We start from the raw sequence: 16,202 nt of genomic DNA, 5'->3' as shown, positions 1-16,202 counted from the left end.
ATAAACAACAACAACAAACAATATAATGAAAATCAAAAAAGTTCTTGTAGCCAACAGAGGCGAAATTGCCATAAGAGTACTTCGTGCCTGCTCAGAATTAAATATTACAACCGTAGCTGTATTTACCTATGAAGACAGATACTCACAACACAGAAACAAAGCAGATGAGTCTTACCAAATAGGAGAAGACAACCAACCCTTAAAGCCGTATTTAGATATTGAAGCTTTAATAGATTTAGCAAAATCTAAAAATGTAGATGCCATCCATCCTGGTTATGGTTTTTTATCTGAAAACTCAGAATTTGCAAGGCAATGTGCTGCTAATGATATTATTTTTATAGGTCCAGACCCTAAAGTTATGGATGCTTTAGGAGATAAAATTACAGCTAAAAAAGTAGCAGTAAAAAGTAATGTCCCTATTATTGAAAGCAATAAAAAGAAACTAACTTCTTTAAAAGTTGCCTTGTCTGAAGCAGAAACTATTGGCTATCCTTTAATGCTAAAAGCTGCTTCTGGTGGTGGAGGTCGAGGTATGCGTATTATTAGAAAAGACGAAGACCTAGAGTCTAATTTTAACTCTGCAAGAAACGAAGCTCTTAATGCTTTTGGTGATGACACCATGTTTTTAGAAAAATATGTTGAAGACCCAAAACATATTGAAGTACAAATTGTTGCAGATAACCATGGTAATATTCGTCATTTATATGAAAGAGATTGCTCTGTACAACGTCGTCACCAAAAAGTGGTAGAAATTGCACCTTCACATAATGTTAGCAATCAGGTAAAACAAAACCTATACAAATATGCCGTTGCCATTGCCAAAGAAGTAAATTATAACAATATTGGTACAGTAGAATTCCTGGTAGACAAAGAAGATAATATTTATTTTATTGAAGTAAACCCAAGAATTCAAGTAGAGCACACAGTTACCGAAATGGTAACAGGAATAGACCTAGTAAAAACACAAATTTTTGTTGCAGGAAACTACACACTAGACAGCCAGCAAATTAAAATTAACGAACAAGAATCTATAACAACCCATGGTTTTGCATTGCAATGCAGATTAACAACAGAAGATCCTTCAAACAACTTCACACCAGATTATGGTAATGTAACTACCTACAGAAGTGCTTCTGGAATGGGTATTCGTTTAGATGCAGGAAGCATATATCAAGGTTATCAGGTAAGCCCGTTTTTTGATTCTATGCTTGTAAAAGTATCTTCGCATGGTAGAACTTTAGATGGTGCAACACGTAAAATGGTTCGTGCTTTAAAAGAGTTTAGAATTCGCGGTGTTAAAACAAACATTCACTTTCTACAAAATGTAATTCAACATCCTACGTTTAAAGACGGAAAAGTAACTGTTAATTTTATACAGAATACACCTTCTTTATTTAAAATAAAATTACCACAAGATAGAACTTCTAAAGTCGTTAAATTTTTAGCAGAAGTTAGCGTAAACGGAAATTCAGACGTTAAGAATATAGAAGAAAACAAAGTCTTCCGAACGCCAAAAATTCCAAAATTTAGTTTATCAGAAGCGCATCCAAAAGGCACCAAAGACCTACTTACAGAACTTGGTCCAGAAAAATTCTGTGCTTGGTTAAAAGATGAGAAAAAAATTCATTTTACAGATACTACTATGCGTGATGCGCATCAATCCTTATTAGCAACCAGAATGCGAAGCTTTGACATGCTAAAAGTTGCCGAAAGTTTTGCCAAGAACCACCCTAATACCTTTAGTATGGAAGTTTGGGGAGGTGCTACTTTTGATGTATGCTTGCGTTTCTTACATGAAAGTCCGTGGACACGCTTACGCGAACTTCGTAAAGCAATACCTAATATTTTATTTCAAATGCTATTACGTGGTTCTAATGGTGTTGGCTACAAAGCATATCCTGATAATGTAATTGAAAAATTTGTTGAAAAATCCTGGGAAAATGGCGTGGATATATTTAGAATTTTCGATTCGTTAAACTGGGTAAAAGCCATGGAACCAAGTATAAATTATGTGCGCAATAAAACAGGCGGAATTGCAGAAGCTGCTTTAAGTTACACAGGTGATATTTTAGATGTAAACCAAACCAAATACAATTTAAAATACTACACCCAGCTTGCTAAAGATTTAGAAAATGCAGGAGCACACATGATTGCTATAAAAGATATGGCAGGATTATTAAAACCATATGCTGCTACAGAGTTGGTTTCGGCATTAAAAGATACCGTAAATGTGCCAATTCACCTACATACACATGACACCTCATCCTTACAAACAGCAAGTTATTTAAAAGCTATTGAAGCAGGAGTTGATGTGGTAGATGTAGCATTAAGTGGTTTAAGTGGTTTAACCTCACAACCTAGCTTTAATGCTGTGGTAGAAATGATGAAAAACCAACCAAGAGCACATGAATTTGATATGCCTAAACTAAATCAGTTTTCAAATTTTTGGGAAGACACTCGCGAGTTATACTACCCATTTGAGTCTGGTTTAAAAGCAGGAACTGCTGAAATTTACCAACATGAAATTCCTGGCGGACAATATTCTAATTTACGTCCGCAAGCCACAGCTTTAGGTTTAGCAGATAGGTTTGACGAGGTAAAAAAAATGTACGCAGACGTAAACAAACTATTTGGTAACTTAGTAAAAGTAACACCTAGCTCTAAAGTTGTTGGTGACATGGCTATTTTTATGGTAACTAATAACCTTACCACAGAAGATGTAATGCAGCGTGGTGAAGAAATTTCGTTTCCAGATTCTGTAATTAGTTTCTTTATGGGAGACTTAGGACAGCCAACAGGTGGTTTTCCTAAAAAACTACAAAAGATAATTCTTAAAAACAGAAAACCATATACCAATAGACCAAATGCACATTTAGAGCCTGTTGACTTTGATGCAGAATATCAAGCCTTTAAAAAGAAATTTCAAAAAGGATTTACTCGTGCTATTGAAATGGAAGACTTTTTATCATATACTTTATACCCAAAAGTATTTGAGCAAGCACATGAAAACTATAAAGCGTACGGTAATTTGGCATTAGTACCAACTAAAAATTTCTTCTATGGTATGAAATTACGTGAAGAAATATTAATAGAATTAGAGCCAGGAAAAACAGTAATCATCAAATTACTTTCTATTGGTATACCTAATGAAGTTGGTATGCGTACAGTGTTTTTTAAAGTAAATGGTGAAAATAGATTTGTTGAAATATTAGACAAATCTTTAAATATTAAAATAGAACAAAATAAAAAAACAGATCCTGCTATAGCCAACCAAATTGGAGCTCCTTTACAGGGTTCTTTATACAAGGTACTAGTTAAAAAAGGACAAGAAGTACAAGAAAATGATCCTTTATTTATAATAGAAGCCATGAAAATGGAAACTACTGTTACTGCTTTTAAATCTGGAAAAATTAAATCTATAAGTTTAAAAGAAGGTAGCATGGTAAAACAAGATGATTTAGTAATTACTATGGAGTAATTTTTAAACGTATGTTTTTCTGTTTGTAACAACAGATTCTAAAAAAATAAAAACCACCTTTTTGGTGGTTTTTTTATACAATATTTTAATGCGTATTTAAGCTTTTCTTATAGTCAAAAAAACATTTACAATTCCCTTAACATTCTGCGGTTACTCCTTTCGCAAAAAAATAACTACATTGTACCTTTAAATAAAATTAGTAATTATCATGAAAAAAAAGCATTCTATTTCCCTATTATTTAGCCTCTTCTTTTTAGTGGCTTCCTTTAGTTATGCACAAGAAAAAACCGTTCCTATTTTTAAAGACGGAGAAGCACAAATTGTAGAAGGTTTTAAAGATTATAAAGAATGGATACGTCATGATCTTTGGGTAGAAACTACCTTTAACACAGATGGTGATGACACCCTAGACAGAATGCATGTTGCTGTTACCAGACCAAAACAAACAGAAACAGAAGGCTTAAAATTACCAGTCATATATGTTAGTAGTCCTTATTTTGCAGGAGTTGCACCAGATGTTAATGGCATCATGTGGAATGTAGAGCATGAACTTGGTGAACCAGCAACACAAGAACGTGTGCATCCACAAGTAATACGTAAAGGAGAAAGACCAATAATATCTAACTCACACATTCGTAAATGGGTTCCTCGTGGTTATATTGTGGTACATTCTTCTTCACCTGGAACCGGATTATCTCAAGGCTCTCCTACTGTTGGTGGTATTAACGAGTCTCTTGCACCAAAAGCTGTAATAGATTGGCTTAATGGTCGTGTTAAAGGATATACTACTCCATATGGAAACGAAGAAGTAAAAGCAACCTGGTCTACTGGTAAAGTTGGTATGACAGGAACTTCATATAACGGAACCATTCCTCTTGCTGCTGCTACCACAGGAGTAGAAGGTTTAGAAGCTATTATACCAATTGCACCAAATACTGCTTACTATAATTACTACAGATCTAACGGATTAGTACGTTCTCCTGGAGGCTATTTAGGCGAAGATATTGATGTGCTTTTTGATTTTATTCATAGTGGTGACGAAAGCAAACGTCCATACAACAACAAAACCGTTAGAGATACCGAAATGAAAAATGGTATGGATAGAATTACTGGAGATTATAATGATTTTTGGGCAGGTCGTGATTATTTAAATCAAATGCAAGATATGAAAGCCGCTTTACTTATGTCACACGGTTTTAATGATTGGAATGTGATGCCAGAACATAGTTATCGTATTTTTAATCAAGCTAAAAAACAAGGTATACCTTCACAAATATATTACCACCAAAATGGACATGGAGGTCCACCACCAATGACAATGATGAACCGTTGGTTTACACATTATTTACATGGTATTGATAACGGTGTAGAAAACGATGCCGAAGCTTGGATAGTTAGAGAAAATGATAAGCCTGATAATCCTACTGCATATAAAGCATATCCAAACCCGGAAGCTAAAAACGTAAGTCTTTACTTAAATAAAGGCGGAAATACTGCTGGTTTTTTAACTTTACAAAAAGAGAAAAATCAAAAAACAGAAACTTTAATTGACGATTTTAATATCTCTGGTAAAGCGCATGCGCTTGCTGAAAAATCTAACAACAGATTATTATATGTTACTCCTAAATTAAAATCTGATCTGCATATTTCTGGACTAAGCGAAATTACTATTAGTGTTGCTAGCAATAAACCTGCTGTAAACTTATCGGTTTGGTTAGTATCACTTCCTTGGGATGAAACTACAAAAGTAATTACAGATAATATTATTACACGTGGTTGGGCAGATCCTCAAAATTATAAATCGCTTAGAGAAAGTGAAGATTTAACTCCTGGAAAATTTTACGATTTAAAATTCACCTTACAACCAGACGATCAAGTTATTGCTGCAGGACAACAAATTGGTTTAATGATTTTTTCTAGTGATAAAGAGTTTACTTTACACCCAAAACCAGGAACAGAATTAACTATAGACTTAGACAAAACAAGCATTTCCTTACCTATTGTTGGAGGGGAAGATGCATTAAAAAAAGCAACCAATTAATATGTTAGGGCTTAAATTAGAAACCGACCCTCGTTGGGCAAATATTGCAGAATCTAACATAGAAGAAATTTTAACGGATCATGCTTGGTGCGAGCAAAAAGCAGCAACCAATGCTATTAAATTAGTTTCACTAAACTCAGAACATGTAGATTTAGTAACCGAACTTCTTGTTATTGCTCAAGAAGAATTAGAACACTTTCAAATGGTGCATAATATAATTAAAGAGCGTGGGTACACTTTGGGTCCAGAACGTAAAGACTCTTATGTTAATGAGCTATTTAAATTTATTATTAAAGGCGGAAACAAACACCAACAATTGGTAGATAGACTACTCTTTTCGGCAATGATAGAAGCCAGAAGCTGCGAACGTTTTAAACTTTTATCTACAACCATAAAAGACCAAAAACTAGCCAAGTTTTATCATGAACTAATGGTTAGTGAAGCAGGACACTATACTACCTTTATAACCTTTGCAAGACAATATGGTAAGGGTGTAGATGTTGAAAAACGTTGGGAAGATTTTTTGCTTTTTGAAGGCGAACTCATCAAAAGTTATGGAAAAAATGAAACCATTCATGGATAATTTAATTATAAGCAATTAAACTTTTGAAACTTCCTTTTTCCTGCAGAAAGAAATTTATACTATCAGCCCTAAAACAACATTTAGGGCTTTTTGGTATTTGGTTGGTTTTTGTTTTATTTGGAAGTGCTTTTGCTTATTTAGGAAGCAACATAAAGGAAAACAAATACGGATTTATATTTTTTGGATTTGCCTTTATTATATTACCTACAGCTTTTATGCGCTATACACTTCCGTCAAGCATCCTGCATTACTACGAACAAGAACTTACTAAAAAATACGGAAGCTATACCTCAGCAAAAGTAACCAACAAAAAAATAGCTAATTACTCGCATACCACAAGTACTTTTGATGGAGGGAAATTAAAAAACATAAAAGAGTTTCTTTATGTTGTTGAATTTCAATTTTCATATAACAATCAAGTGTATGAAAGCGAATGTTTTTTTGAACACAAAGCAACTTTTGAAGCCATTAGCTTAGAAACCAAATTGCCTATTCAGTTTTTAAAAACCAATCCGAAGAAAATAACTTTAAGAAGAAGAAAATTAGCAAATCAATTAGGCATAAAACCCAATTTATGTAATTAGGCAAACTTACCCAAAAGCACACTTCACGTATTAAAAAGTAGCCTTAACTAATTGACTGTTTTAAAACAACTATACAATATATAGGTTTGATGCATATTAACATGAAAACCATATATTATGAAAAATCAAATCCATCTAAACATTAAAACTCCTTGTTCTGAAGATTTTAATCAATTTTCGTCAACTACAAAAGGCGGTTTTTGTGGCACTTGCCAAAAAGAAGTAATCGACTTCACCAAAATGAATACCTTAGAGATTAGTGCTTTTTTTAAAAATAAAGAAACAAAAAACACCTGTGGCAGATTTAAAAGCAACCAATTAACCGCATACAACCAACAGGCCAAAAAAAGCAAAGCACACAGTATCATTAGCGCAATTGGTTTAGCTTGTTTATCTCTTTTTAGCATAACTTTTGCACAAGCACAAGACAGCAAAAAAGTAGAAACAACAGGGAATTCTTCAGAAATTAGTGCTGCAGACCAACAACAAGAAATAGAAGTAAAAGGAACTATTGTAGACGAAAATGGGTTAGCATTACCAACAGCTACAGTTATTTTACAAAACTCAACCATTGGTACAACAACAGATTTTGATGGATATTTTGAGTTTCCTAAAAAACTAAAAAAAGGAGATGTTTTATTATTTAGTTACGTTGGCTATGAAACAAAAAAAGTTATAATAACCGAAGAAAATGCAACTTCTAAAATCAACCTACAGGTAGATATGAATATGGATACTTGCATCATTATGGGAAAAGTTGCTTCTAAAAAAGTTTATGCTTCTAAAAGAAAATAAAACACATAGACCTTATGAAAAACATTTTCTTTTATATCGCTATTTTCTTGATAAATAATACCATTGCGCAAGTATCCGATTTTAAAGAAACAGACTTTACTATTGCAGATAATACTGCAATGCTTCATCAAGGTAAAAGTTTAGAAAATCTTCCGTTACTTGCGCATCATCTTACCCATAAACTACCTACAGATGTTGAAAAATTTAGAGCTATTTACACTTGGGTTTGTAGAAACATAAAAGGAGATGCTAGTCAAGACAGCAAGGTTATTAAGAAAAGAAAAAAATTAAAAAACGATAGCTTAGCCTATATAAAATGGAATAATACATACAAAAAAACAGCTTTTAAAAAGCTTTTAAAAAAGAAGAAAACCATGTGTACAGGTTATGCTTATTTAATTAAAGAATTATGCTTTTTAGCAAATATAGAATGTAAAATTATTAATGGTTACGGAAGATCTACAGAGGCCAACATAAACCAACTAGAACTAGCAAACCATTCTTGGAATGTTGTAAAACTTAACAACAAATGGTATGTATGTGATGCAACCTGGTCTAGCGGTTACCTAAAAAATTATTCGTTATTTGTACCAGACTATAATGATGGTTACTTTTTAACAGATCCTGTTTTATTTGCACAAAACCATTATCCTTTAGAAAAAAAATGGTTGTTAGATAGTAGATTAATAGCTTCTAAATTTGTTGCTTCTCCTCTTGTTTATGGAGAAACATTTAAACATAAAATAATTGCTATTAACCCAAAAAAATGCAAATAGATTCTAAAATAAATAAAGAAATTGTATTTCGTTTTAAGACATTAAAAACGGCTAAAACAAATAAAATAAAACTTATTGAGTATACCGGAATATTAGAAAAAGCTTTTAAAATTGATAATCTTAAAAATGAAAACGGACTTATTACTTTTACCCATACATTTAAGCATAAAGGCCATTATGATGTGCATTTAAAATTAGAAGATGATATTGTTGTAAGCTACACCATTAATGTTTCTAAAAGTTAAACAATAAAATTTATATTGTTATAATTAACACAAGATTTACATCGCTTAAAACAATTAAACTACCTTTGCATCTACATGCAAAAAAAGCTAAAAAACTACATCACAACCACAGAACTTTTTCTTAAAGGCTCCAGCTTTTACAGAGGTGTTGTACTTACTATAGCTGTTGTTTTTCCTTTAGCTTTTTTTGGTGCTATAGATTTATTTCAATTTGCTCCAGCAATTGCTCTTGGTACTTTTTTAAATGCACCAAGTGATATTCCTGGTAGTTTAAGACGTAAAATTAATGGTATACTAATTAGTATAGCACTAACATTATTGGTTACTTTTATTATATTAATAACCAAACCTGTTTTTATTTTATTACTAATAGCTATTGCTGTTTTAAGTTTTGCTATAAGTTTAATTTCGGTATATGGTTTTAGAGCATCTTTAATCTCCTTTTCTGGTTTACTCGCTATTGTATTGGCTTTAGCTGTTGTAAAAACAGATGTAAAATCTATTCTTATACATGTTGGTTTATTAGGTATTGGTGGTATTTGGTATTTAACAGTATCGCTACTTTCTAATTGGCTATTTCCTAGAAAGGATGATGACCAATTACTTTCAGACACCTTATCCCTTACTGGTGAATATTTAAAAGTAAGAGCCAAGCTACTTACAAAACAAAATAAACGCGAAAAATTTTCAAAAAAAGCGCTAGTATTACAAACCCAAATAAGCGAAAAACACGAAACCTTAAGAGAATTACTTTTAGAGGGTAGAAAACGTTCTGGTAGGTCTTTTTCTAATGAGCGACGACTATTAATATTTATTTCTTTAATAGATATTTTTGAATTGGCTTTGGCAAACTCTTTAGATTATTCTAAAATAGACTCCTTATTTGGTGCGCACAAAACACATTTAAATACCTTTAAAAAAATGAATAAAGTAATGGGTAACCACCTCATTACTTTGTCTGATTTATTAATAAAAAAAGGAAAACTACCAGATATTGACCTATTAAACAAAAGTTATAACAAAACAGATATTGCTATAGAAGAATATGTTGCACAAGTACGCTTACCAAAAGCTCGTGAAGGAGCAATAACTCTTAGAAACATTCAAGACTACCAAAAGCAATTACTACAAGAAGTTAAAGCTATTAGACGTGTTTTAAAAAAAGTAAAAGACAATACAAAAGTTTCTTTAAAAACACAAGAGTCTAAACAATTTTTAACCTCACAAGACTATAGATTTAATATTTTATTTCAGCATTTTAGTTTAAAATCACCAATGTTAAGACATGCTTTAAGATTGTCTTTTGCTATTGTTTTTGGCTTTTTATTAGGTAGCTTTTTAGATTTAAAAAATGCTTATTGGATTGTGTTAACCATTATTGTTATCATGCGTCCTAATTATGGATTAACAAAAGAACGTTCAAAAAAACGTATTATAGGTACTATTATTGGTGCATTAATAGCAACAACTATTATTTTAATTACTAACAACAAAGCCGTTTACATTACACTAGCTATTGTTTCTTTAACTTTTGCTTTTTCGTTAATACAGCAGAGTTATAAAATAGGTGCTGCTTTTATAACACTTCATATTGTATTTGTGTATGCTTTAATAGATCCTAATGCTTTTTTGGTGGTTCAATATCGTGTTATAGATACTATAGTAGGAGCTTCTATTGCTGTTTTGGCTAATTATTTACTTTTTCCTAGTTGGGAATATAAAAATCTAGATACAGTTATTGTTAATGTAATTGTATCTAATAGTAACTACTTAGAAGCTACAAAAAAATTATACCATAATAAAGAAGCCAACAGTTTAGAATATAAACTATCTAGAAAAGAAGCTTTTTTAGCCATAAGTAATTTAAATGCGGCTTTTCAAAGACTAACACAAGACCCAAAATCTAAACAAAAAGAATCGTCTTTAATTTATGATATAGTAACATTAAACCATACCATACTTTCTGCAATTGCATCTATTGGTAGTTATATTTTAAACCATAAAACAACCTCTGCTTCTAGAGAGTTTGATACCATTATTCAAAATATTTCCAATTCTTTAAACCATACTGCTTCTATATTAGAAAGTAAGAAATCAGTCCATTTTCCTGAAGAAAAAGAAATAAATCAAGCTCATAAAAAATTACAAGAACGCTATCATAATTTATCACAAAAAAGAGATATTGCCATAGAAGCAGGACAGACTCAAATTGATACTAAATCTCTTTTAAATCTTCAAGAAGCGCATTTAATAAGCAACCAGTTACAATGGTTAGAAACCTTATCTGTTAATTTAACCAATGTTACTGTAAAGTATAAAGCTGTTTTTAATTAAATGAAATAACTTTCTTGTTTTACTTATAAGCATTTTACAAAAAAGGGATTCTTTTATATCTAATCTACAATTACTTTTAAGTTATCTTTGTAGCAAACTTTTAATTTTATGTCATTTAAAGACTTACAACTTAACAAACCTTTGCTACGTGCTATTGCAGAAGCAGGTTACGACAACCCTACATTAGTACAAGAAAAAACAATTCCGTTTGTACTAGACAAAAAAGATATTATCTGTTCTGCACAAACAGGAACAGGTAAAACTGCTGCTTTTGCTTTACCTATTTTACAAATGTTATATGATAAGCAAGAAGGCTCTAAAAAAGGAAAAAAGATTCGTGCATTAATTGTAAGTCCTACCAGAGAATTAGCAGCACAAATACAAGAAAACTTTAAAACCTATGCTAAAAACACCAGTCTAACAAGCACTGTTATTTATGGAGGAACAAGTATAGAACCACAAAAAGACATCTTAAAAAAAGGAGTAGATATTTTAATTGCTACACCTGGACGTTTGTTAGATTTACACAAACAAGATTGCCTCAACCTAGATTATATAGAAACTTTGGTTTTAGACGAAGCAGATTTAATGCTAGACATGGGCTTTATTGACGATGTAAAAAAAATAGAACGCCTTTGCCCAGAAGGAAAACAAATTTTATTATTCTCTGCAACCATACCTTTTAAAGTAGAGCAACTGGCGAATACTATTTTAAAAACCCCAGAACGCATTGAAGTTACACCTACCTCATCTGCCGCTAAAAACGTAAGCCAGGTATTGTATTACGTGCCAAAAAAGGATAAAATTGAATTGTGTTTACATTTACTACGTAATACTATAAAGGGAAATATACTTATTTTTAGGCGTACCAAGTTTGGTGTAGATAAATTAGAGAAAACACTTTTAAAAAATGACTTTAAAGTAGAAACTATTCATGGAGACAAAGCTCAAAATTTACGCCAAGATGCACTTAAAAAGTTTAAAAATGGTTATGTAAATATTTTAATTGCTACAGATGTTGCTGCTCGAGGAATTGACATCAACGAACTAGATGCTGTTATTAATTTTGATTTACCAAACGTACCAGAAACCTATGTGCATAGAATTGGTAGAACAGGTCGTGCAGGAAACTTTGGTAATGCATATTCTTTATGTTCTGCAGATGAAAAAACGTATATTAAAAGTATTCAGCAGCTAATAAATGTGCAAATTCCTGTAGAAGAAGAACATCCTTTTCCTTTAGATCCTAAAGCAAAACCTATTAGGCATACTTCTAAAAAAACAGGAAGTAAACATAAAAAAGGTAGAAAAAGCGAAGCTTCAAAAAAGAAAAAGAAACGTTGGTATTAAAATTTACTTAAGACTAAAACATATGCCATTTTAAACAATACTTATTAGATTACCACAAGAAACTTGTAATAAGCACTAAAATTATGTCAAGAAACACAGGGATTTCTATTTTTGTTTGCATGGTATCAAGAAGCGCTGTATTTTGTAAAACAGGAGTAAAACAATAAAAATGACAAAATACACAATTCTATTCGTTGCCTTTTTAATTAGCAACATCACCTTAGCGCAAACTACTATTGTAGACAAAGAAAATAAAAACCCTATTTCTTATGCTACTATTTCGTTTGGTAATGGAAACGGAATCTTTGCCGATGATGAAGGTCAATTTATTTTTACAAAAAAACTATATGCAGATATAGACACATTATATATTTCGGCTTTAGGATATGAAAATTTTAAAATAGCTACAACTAATCTTACAAAACGTATAGAACTAAACTCTTTTCAAGATGCTTTAGATGAAGTACTTTTAAACTATTTTCCAAAAGGAAAATCTAAAACCGAAACACTAAAACCAACCGTTCATGATGATTATTACAAATGTTGGTTACCAACTATAGAGAGTGAAATTGCTGTGTATTTTAAAAATGAAAATCCTGCTAAACCAAAAAAAATAAACACCCTCCTCTTACCTATAAAAGTAGAAGCGAAAGATTGGAGCAAACGCAAATCAAAAACCTCTAATAAAATACCCTTTTCTACCTTATTTAGAGTACAGTTTTACAAAAACAACAACGGACTTCCAGGAGATGTTTTAACTTATGATAAAATAGTTTTTAGAGTAACAGAAGCTAGTGAAAGTGTTTTTGAGGTTAATGTTACAAACAATGATATTTTTATGCCTAAAGAAGGTTTGTTTGTTTCGCTTCAAGTTTTGGGTTATACAGATAAAGCAGGAAAACTGTTGCCTAACAAAAAATATAGAGAAGTAAAAACAAGCAAAGGTATTGTAAAAATATCTACAACTTTTAGACCTCTATTGCCTTTTACTGATAAAATAAAAACTCCAAGAACTTTTGTAAAACGTGTATTTTTAAATAATAACCAATGGGTTTTATTTGATAAAAAAAATATTGAAGACTCTAATCTTTTAAAAGCGGGTTTAAATAATTATGCCATAGGTTTAGACCTAGAAGTCTATAAAGAGGAATAATAAACTACTCTACAGGAAAATTAAAATACTGATTTTTATAGGGCTCCCCTCTTAAGGTAAAATGCCACCATTCTTTTGGGTAATGTCTAAAACCATTAGTACTCATTACATTATGTAACAGGGCTCTATTCTCTTTTTGTTTTTTAGTTAAACCATCATATAAATACCACGAAGCTTTTCCAAAATAATCATAAGGCGTTCCCATGTCTAGTTCTTTTCCTGTTTTTAAATCTACAATTGTAAGATCTATGGTACTACCACTACTATGTCTAGAACGTGAAGCAATATAACCATCTCTAAACAAATTACGTTTATCTACTTCTGGATAATACTGCTGTTTCATTAAAGTATCATTTACATTTTTTGCCCATTCTGCAAAGTAATTTACAGCTTGTTGTGGTCTATAGGCATCAAAAACTTTTAAAGACAGGCTATCTTTTTTTAGTGCCTCTTGTACTTTTTTTAATGCATTTGCTGCTTGCGTAGTAAGTATACAAACCTCAGCACGATAACCAGCTACAGGTTCTCCAACAAAATTATTATGTAAACAGTAGCGCAACTCCAATTGTATATCAGGAATAACATCATCTACATACACAAAACCTTCTGGCAACTGTGCAAACGCAGACCATTGCAATAGAAAAAGTAAAAAAACTACCTTAATTTTCATATTAAAATCTTTAATTGCTAATTTAGGAAAAATATAAATGTATTCCTGAGCTATAAATGATGTTGTTTAACGAAACTATAAACTTACAATTAGAAGATGGTGAAGCAATCTATTATCCTGCATATTTCAAAAAAACAGAAGCTGACACCTATTTTAAAACATTGTTAAAAACTATTACTTGGCAACAAGATACCATAAAACTTTTTGGTAAAACACATTTACAACCAAGGCTAACAGCATTATACGCAAACAACAGTAAAGCTTATTCTTACTCTAATATTACCATGCATCCTAAGGCGTTTACAAAAGAGCTTTTACATATTAAACAGCATATAGAAACTATTTGTAACACACATTTTACTACTTGTTTAGCAAATTTATATCGAGACGGTAAAGATAGTAACGGCTGGCATGCTGATAATGAAAAAGAATTAGGAAACCAACCTATTATAGCTTCTGTAAGTTTTGGTGCTGAAAGAGCATTTCATTTAAAACATAAAACCAAAAAAGATCAAAAATTAAAAATGACATTACAACATGGTAGTTTATTAATAATGAAAGGATATACACAAGAAAACTGGCTACATCAAATACCAAAAACAAAGAAAAAGGTTGCAGAAAGAGTAAATCTAACTTTTAGAATTATTACATAAAAAAAAACAGAGGTCCCTCAACCTCTGTTCTTAGAATTTGCATATTATAATATGGTATGATTTAGGGTCACTAGTATCAACAACATAATGCAAATATCAATTAATTAATCCATTAAACTAAAAGTATGTCTTTAGCACGATTCAAAAGTATAAATATATTTAAGTAATAACGTTAAAAAACATTTATTTTCGATGAAATGCATTTATTTTTAACATTTAGTGTTCAAATTACACAAATAATCGATAAAATACATGCGCTAAAAGTTTAAAAAACTATTCTTTTTTTTTTATGATATGTAGATTATTTTCTTCTAATTTTACGTTATAAATACATTGTTAATTATTCAATGACATAAAACCTTAAAAGATAAGTTATGAAAATTAAATTTTTAATTCTTTCAATAGCACTCAGTTGTACTGCTATTGCGCAAGAAAAAACATTTATAGCAGAAGAAATTGCTATTAATAATTTAATAGATGGAACACTTTTAAAACCACAAGACAACAGTAAATCTGTTTTAGCAATTATTATTGCTGGTTCAGGTCCTACTAATAGAGATGGAAATCAGAATTTTTTAAAGAATAATTCCTTAAAAAAATTAGCTGAAGGCTTAACTAACCAAGGTATTTACACTTTTAGATATGATAAACGTATTGTAAAGCAAATACGAAAAGGGAAAGTTGACAAAAATATTATGTTTGATGATTTTGTAACAGATGCTATTTCTGTTATAGATTACTTTAAAGCGAAGAATATATATTCTAAAATATACCTAATTGGCCATAGCCAAGGAAGCTTAGTTGGTATGCTTGCAGCAAAAGAAAAAGCAGATGGTTTTATTTCATTAGCTGGAGCAGGACAAACCATAGACCTGGTAATACAAGAACAAATTGAAAAAACAGCACCAATGTTTGCAGAAGACACTAAAAAAACTTTTGCTGTTTTAAAAGAAAATAAAACAACTACAGACTATCCTCCTGCTTTAGCTTCTATTTTTGATATAAGCTTACAACCTTTTATGAGTAGCTGGATACAATATGATCCTACCAAAGAAATTAAAAAGTTACAAATACCTATACTTATTATTAATGGTACTAAAGATTTACAAGTAACAACTACGGAAGCAAACCTTTTAAAAGAAGCCAATGCAAATGCCCAAATTAAAATAATAGAAAATATGAATCACATTCTATTTACTATTGAAGGGGATAATTTAGAAAACTCTAAATCTTATAATGAAATTTCTAGAAAAATTAATCCAGAGGTAATTGAAAGTATTGTAGCTTTTATACATTAATATAATTTGCCTTCCTGAAAAAACAGCAATTTACAAGCAATAATAAATTAAGGCTACTATTAAAGTTAAAAAAATATAAATAAAAAGAACAGATAGTAGTCTGTAACATATTTGGCATAAAAAAAGAAAAGCATTCTAAAGAATGCTTTTCTTAACTAACCAACCAAAAATTAGTCACTACACTTTATTATAAAGTAACCACACTCTAAAAAAGCTTCTTGTAGTAACTGTAAAGTATATTT

The 16,202-nt window shown here is 31.0% G+C and carries 13 protein-coding genes; 12 read left to right on the top strand and 1 reads right to left on the bottom strand.

Features of this window, described 5'->3' with window-relative positions; all coding sequences use genetic code 11:
* Positions 1-25 precede the first annotated feature (25 nt).
* From KO494_RS08040 to KO494_RS07995, 10 genes are all read left to right on the top strand, one after another.
* Complete coding sequence (locus KO494_RS08040; RefSeq protein ID WP_215967089.1) at positions 26-3,478, top strand: pyruvate carboxylase; 3,453 nt, start codon at positions 26-28, stop codon at positions 3,476-3,478.
* Positions 3,479-3,686: 208 nt separating this feature from the next.
* Positions 3,687-5,519 carry a Xaa-Pro dipeptidyl-peptidase gene (locus KO494_RS08035; RefSeq protein WP_215967088.1) on the top strand — a complete coding sequence of 611 codons (1,833 nt, stop codon included), beginning with the start codon at positions 3,687-3,689 and terminating at the stop codon, positions 5,517-5,519.
* A 1-nt stretch (position 5,520) separates the two neighbouring features.
* Complete coding sequence (locus KO494_RS08030; RefSeq protein ID WP_215967087.1) at positions 5,521-6,102, top strand: tRNA-(ms[2]io[6]A)-hydroxylase; 582 nt, start codon at positions 5,521-5,523, stop codon at positions 6,100-6,102.
* A 23-nt stretch (positions 6,103-6,125) separates the two neighbouring features.
* Complete coding sequence (locus KO494_RS08025; RefSeq protein ID WP_215967086.1) at positions 6,126-6,686, top strand: hypothetical protein; 561 nt, start codon at positions 6,126-6,128, stop codon at positions 6,684-6,686.
* A 117-nt stretch (positions 6,687-6,803) separates the two neighbouring features.
* Complete coding sequence (locus tag KO494_RS08020; RefSeq protein ID WP_215967085.1) at positions 6,804-7,481, top strand: carboxypeptidase-like regulatory domain-containing protein; 678 nt, start codon at positions 6,804-6,806, stop codon at positions 7,479-7,481.
* Between the two features lie 14 nt (positions 7,482-7,495).
* A complete protein-coding gene (locus KO494_RS08015) occupies positions 7,496-8,257 on the top strand; it encodes a transglutaminase domain-containing protein (protein ID WP_215967084.1) in 762 nt (253 codons plus the stop codon).
* Complete coding sequence (locus KO494_RS08010) at positions 8,248-8,502, top strand: hypothetical protein (RefSeq protein WP_215967083.1); 255 nt, start codon at positions 8,248-8,250, stop codon at positions 8,500-8,502. The genes KO494_RS08015 and KO494_RS08010 overlap by 10 nt, the downstream gene beginning before the upstream one ends.
* 75 nt (positions 8,503-8,577) lie before the next feature.
* Positions 8,578-10,836 (top strand): FUSC family membrane protein, encoded by a 2,259-nt coding sequence (locus KO494_RS08005; protein WP_215967082.1) that lies wholly within the window; start codon positions 8,578-8,580, stop codon positions 10,834-10,836.
* A 108-nt stretch (positions 10,837-10,944) separates the two neighbouring features.
* Entirely contained in the window at positions 10,945-12,186 is a 1,242-nt protein-coding gene (locus KO494_RS08000) for a DEAD/DEAH box helicase (protein ID WP_215967081.1), read from the top strand.
* A 169-nt stretch (positions 12,187-12,355) separates the two neighbouring features.
* Positions 12,356-13,339, top strand: a complete 984-nt coding sequence (locus tag KO494_RS07995) for a carboxypeptidase-like regulatory domain-containing protein (RefSeq protein WP_215967080.1) — start codon at positions 12,356-12,358, stop codon at positions 13,337-13,339.
* Positions 13,340-13,343: 4 nt separating this feature from the next.
* Here KO494_RS07995 and KO494_RS07990 read toward each other — a convergent pair whose 3' ends face one another.
* Positions 13,344-14,009, bottom strand: a complete 666-nt coding sequence (locus KO494_RS07990; protein WP_215967079.1) for a M15 family metallopeptidase — start codon at positions 14,007-14,009, stop codon at positions 13,344-13,346.
* A gap of 59 nt (positions 14,010-14,068) precedes the next feature.
* Between KO494_RS07990 and KO494_RS07985 the strand changes: the two genes are divergently transcribed.
* Positions 14,069-14,662, top strand: coding sequence for an alpha-ketoglutarate-dependent dioxygenase AlkB (locus KO494_RS07985; protein WP_371742859.1), 594 nt, complete (start codon positions 14,069-14,071; stop codon positions 14,660-14,662).
* A 374-nt stretch (positions 14,663-15,036) separates the two neighbouring features.
* Positions 15,037-15,960 (top strand): S9 family peptidase, encoded by a 924-nt coding sequence (locus tag KO494_RS07980; RefSeq protein WP_215967077.1) that lies wholly within the window; start codon positions 15,037-15,039, stop codon positions 15,958-15,960.
* Positions 15,961-16,202: the final 242 nt, after the last annotated feature.

This window comes from Lacinutrix sp. C3R15 (assembly GCF_018860825.1).
In the GTDB taxonomy this organism is placed as follows: Bacteria; Bacteroidota; Bacteroidia; order Flavobacteriales; family Flavobacteriaceae; genus Oceanihabitans.
This window is presented reverse-complemented; position numbering and strand designations above follow the sequence as displayed.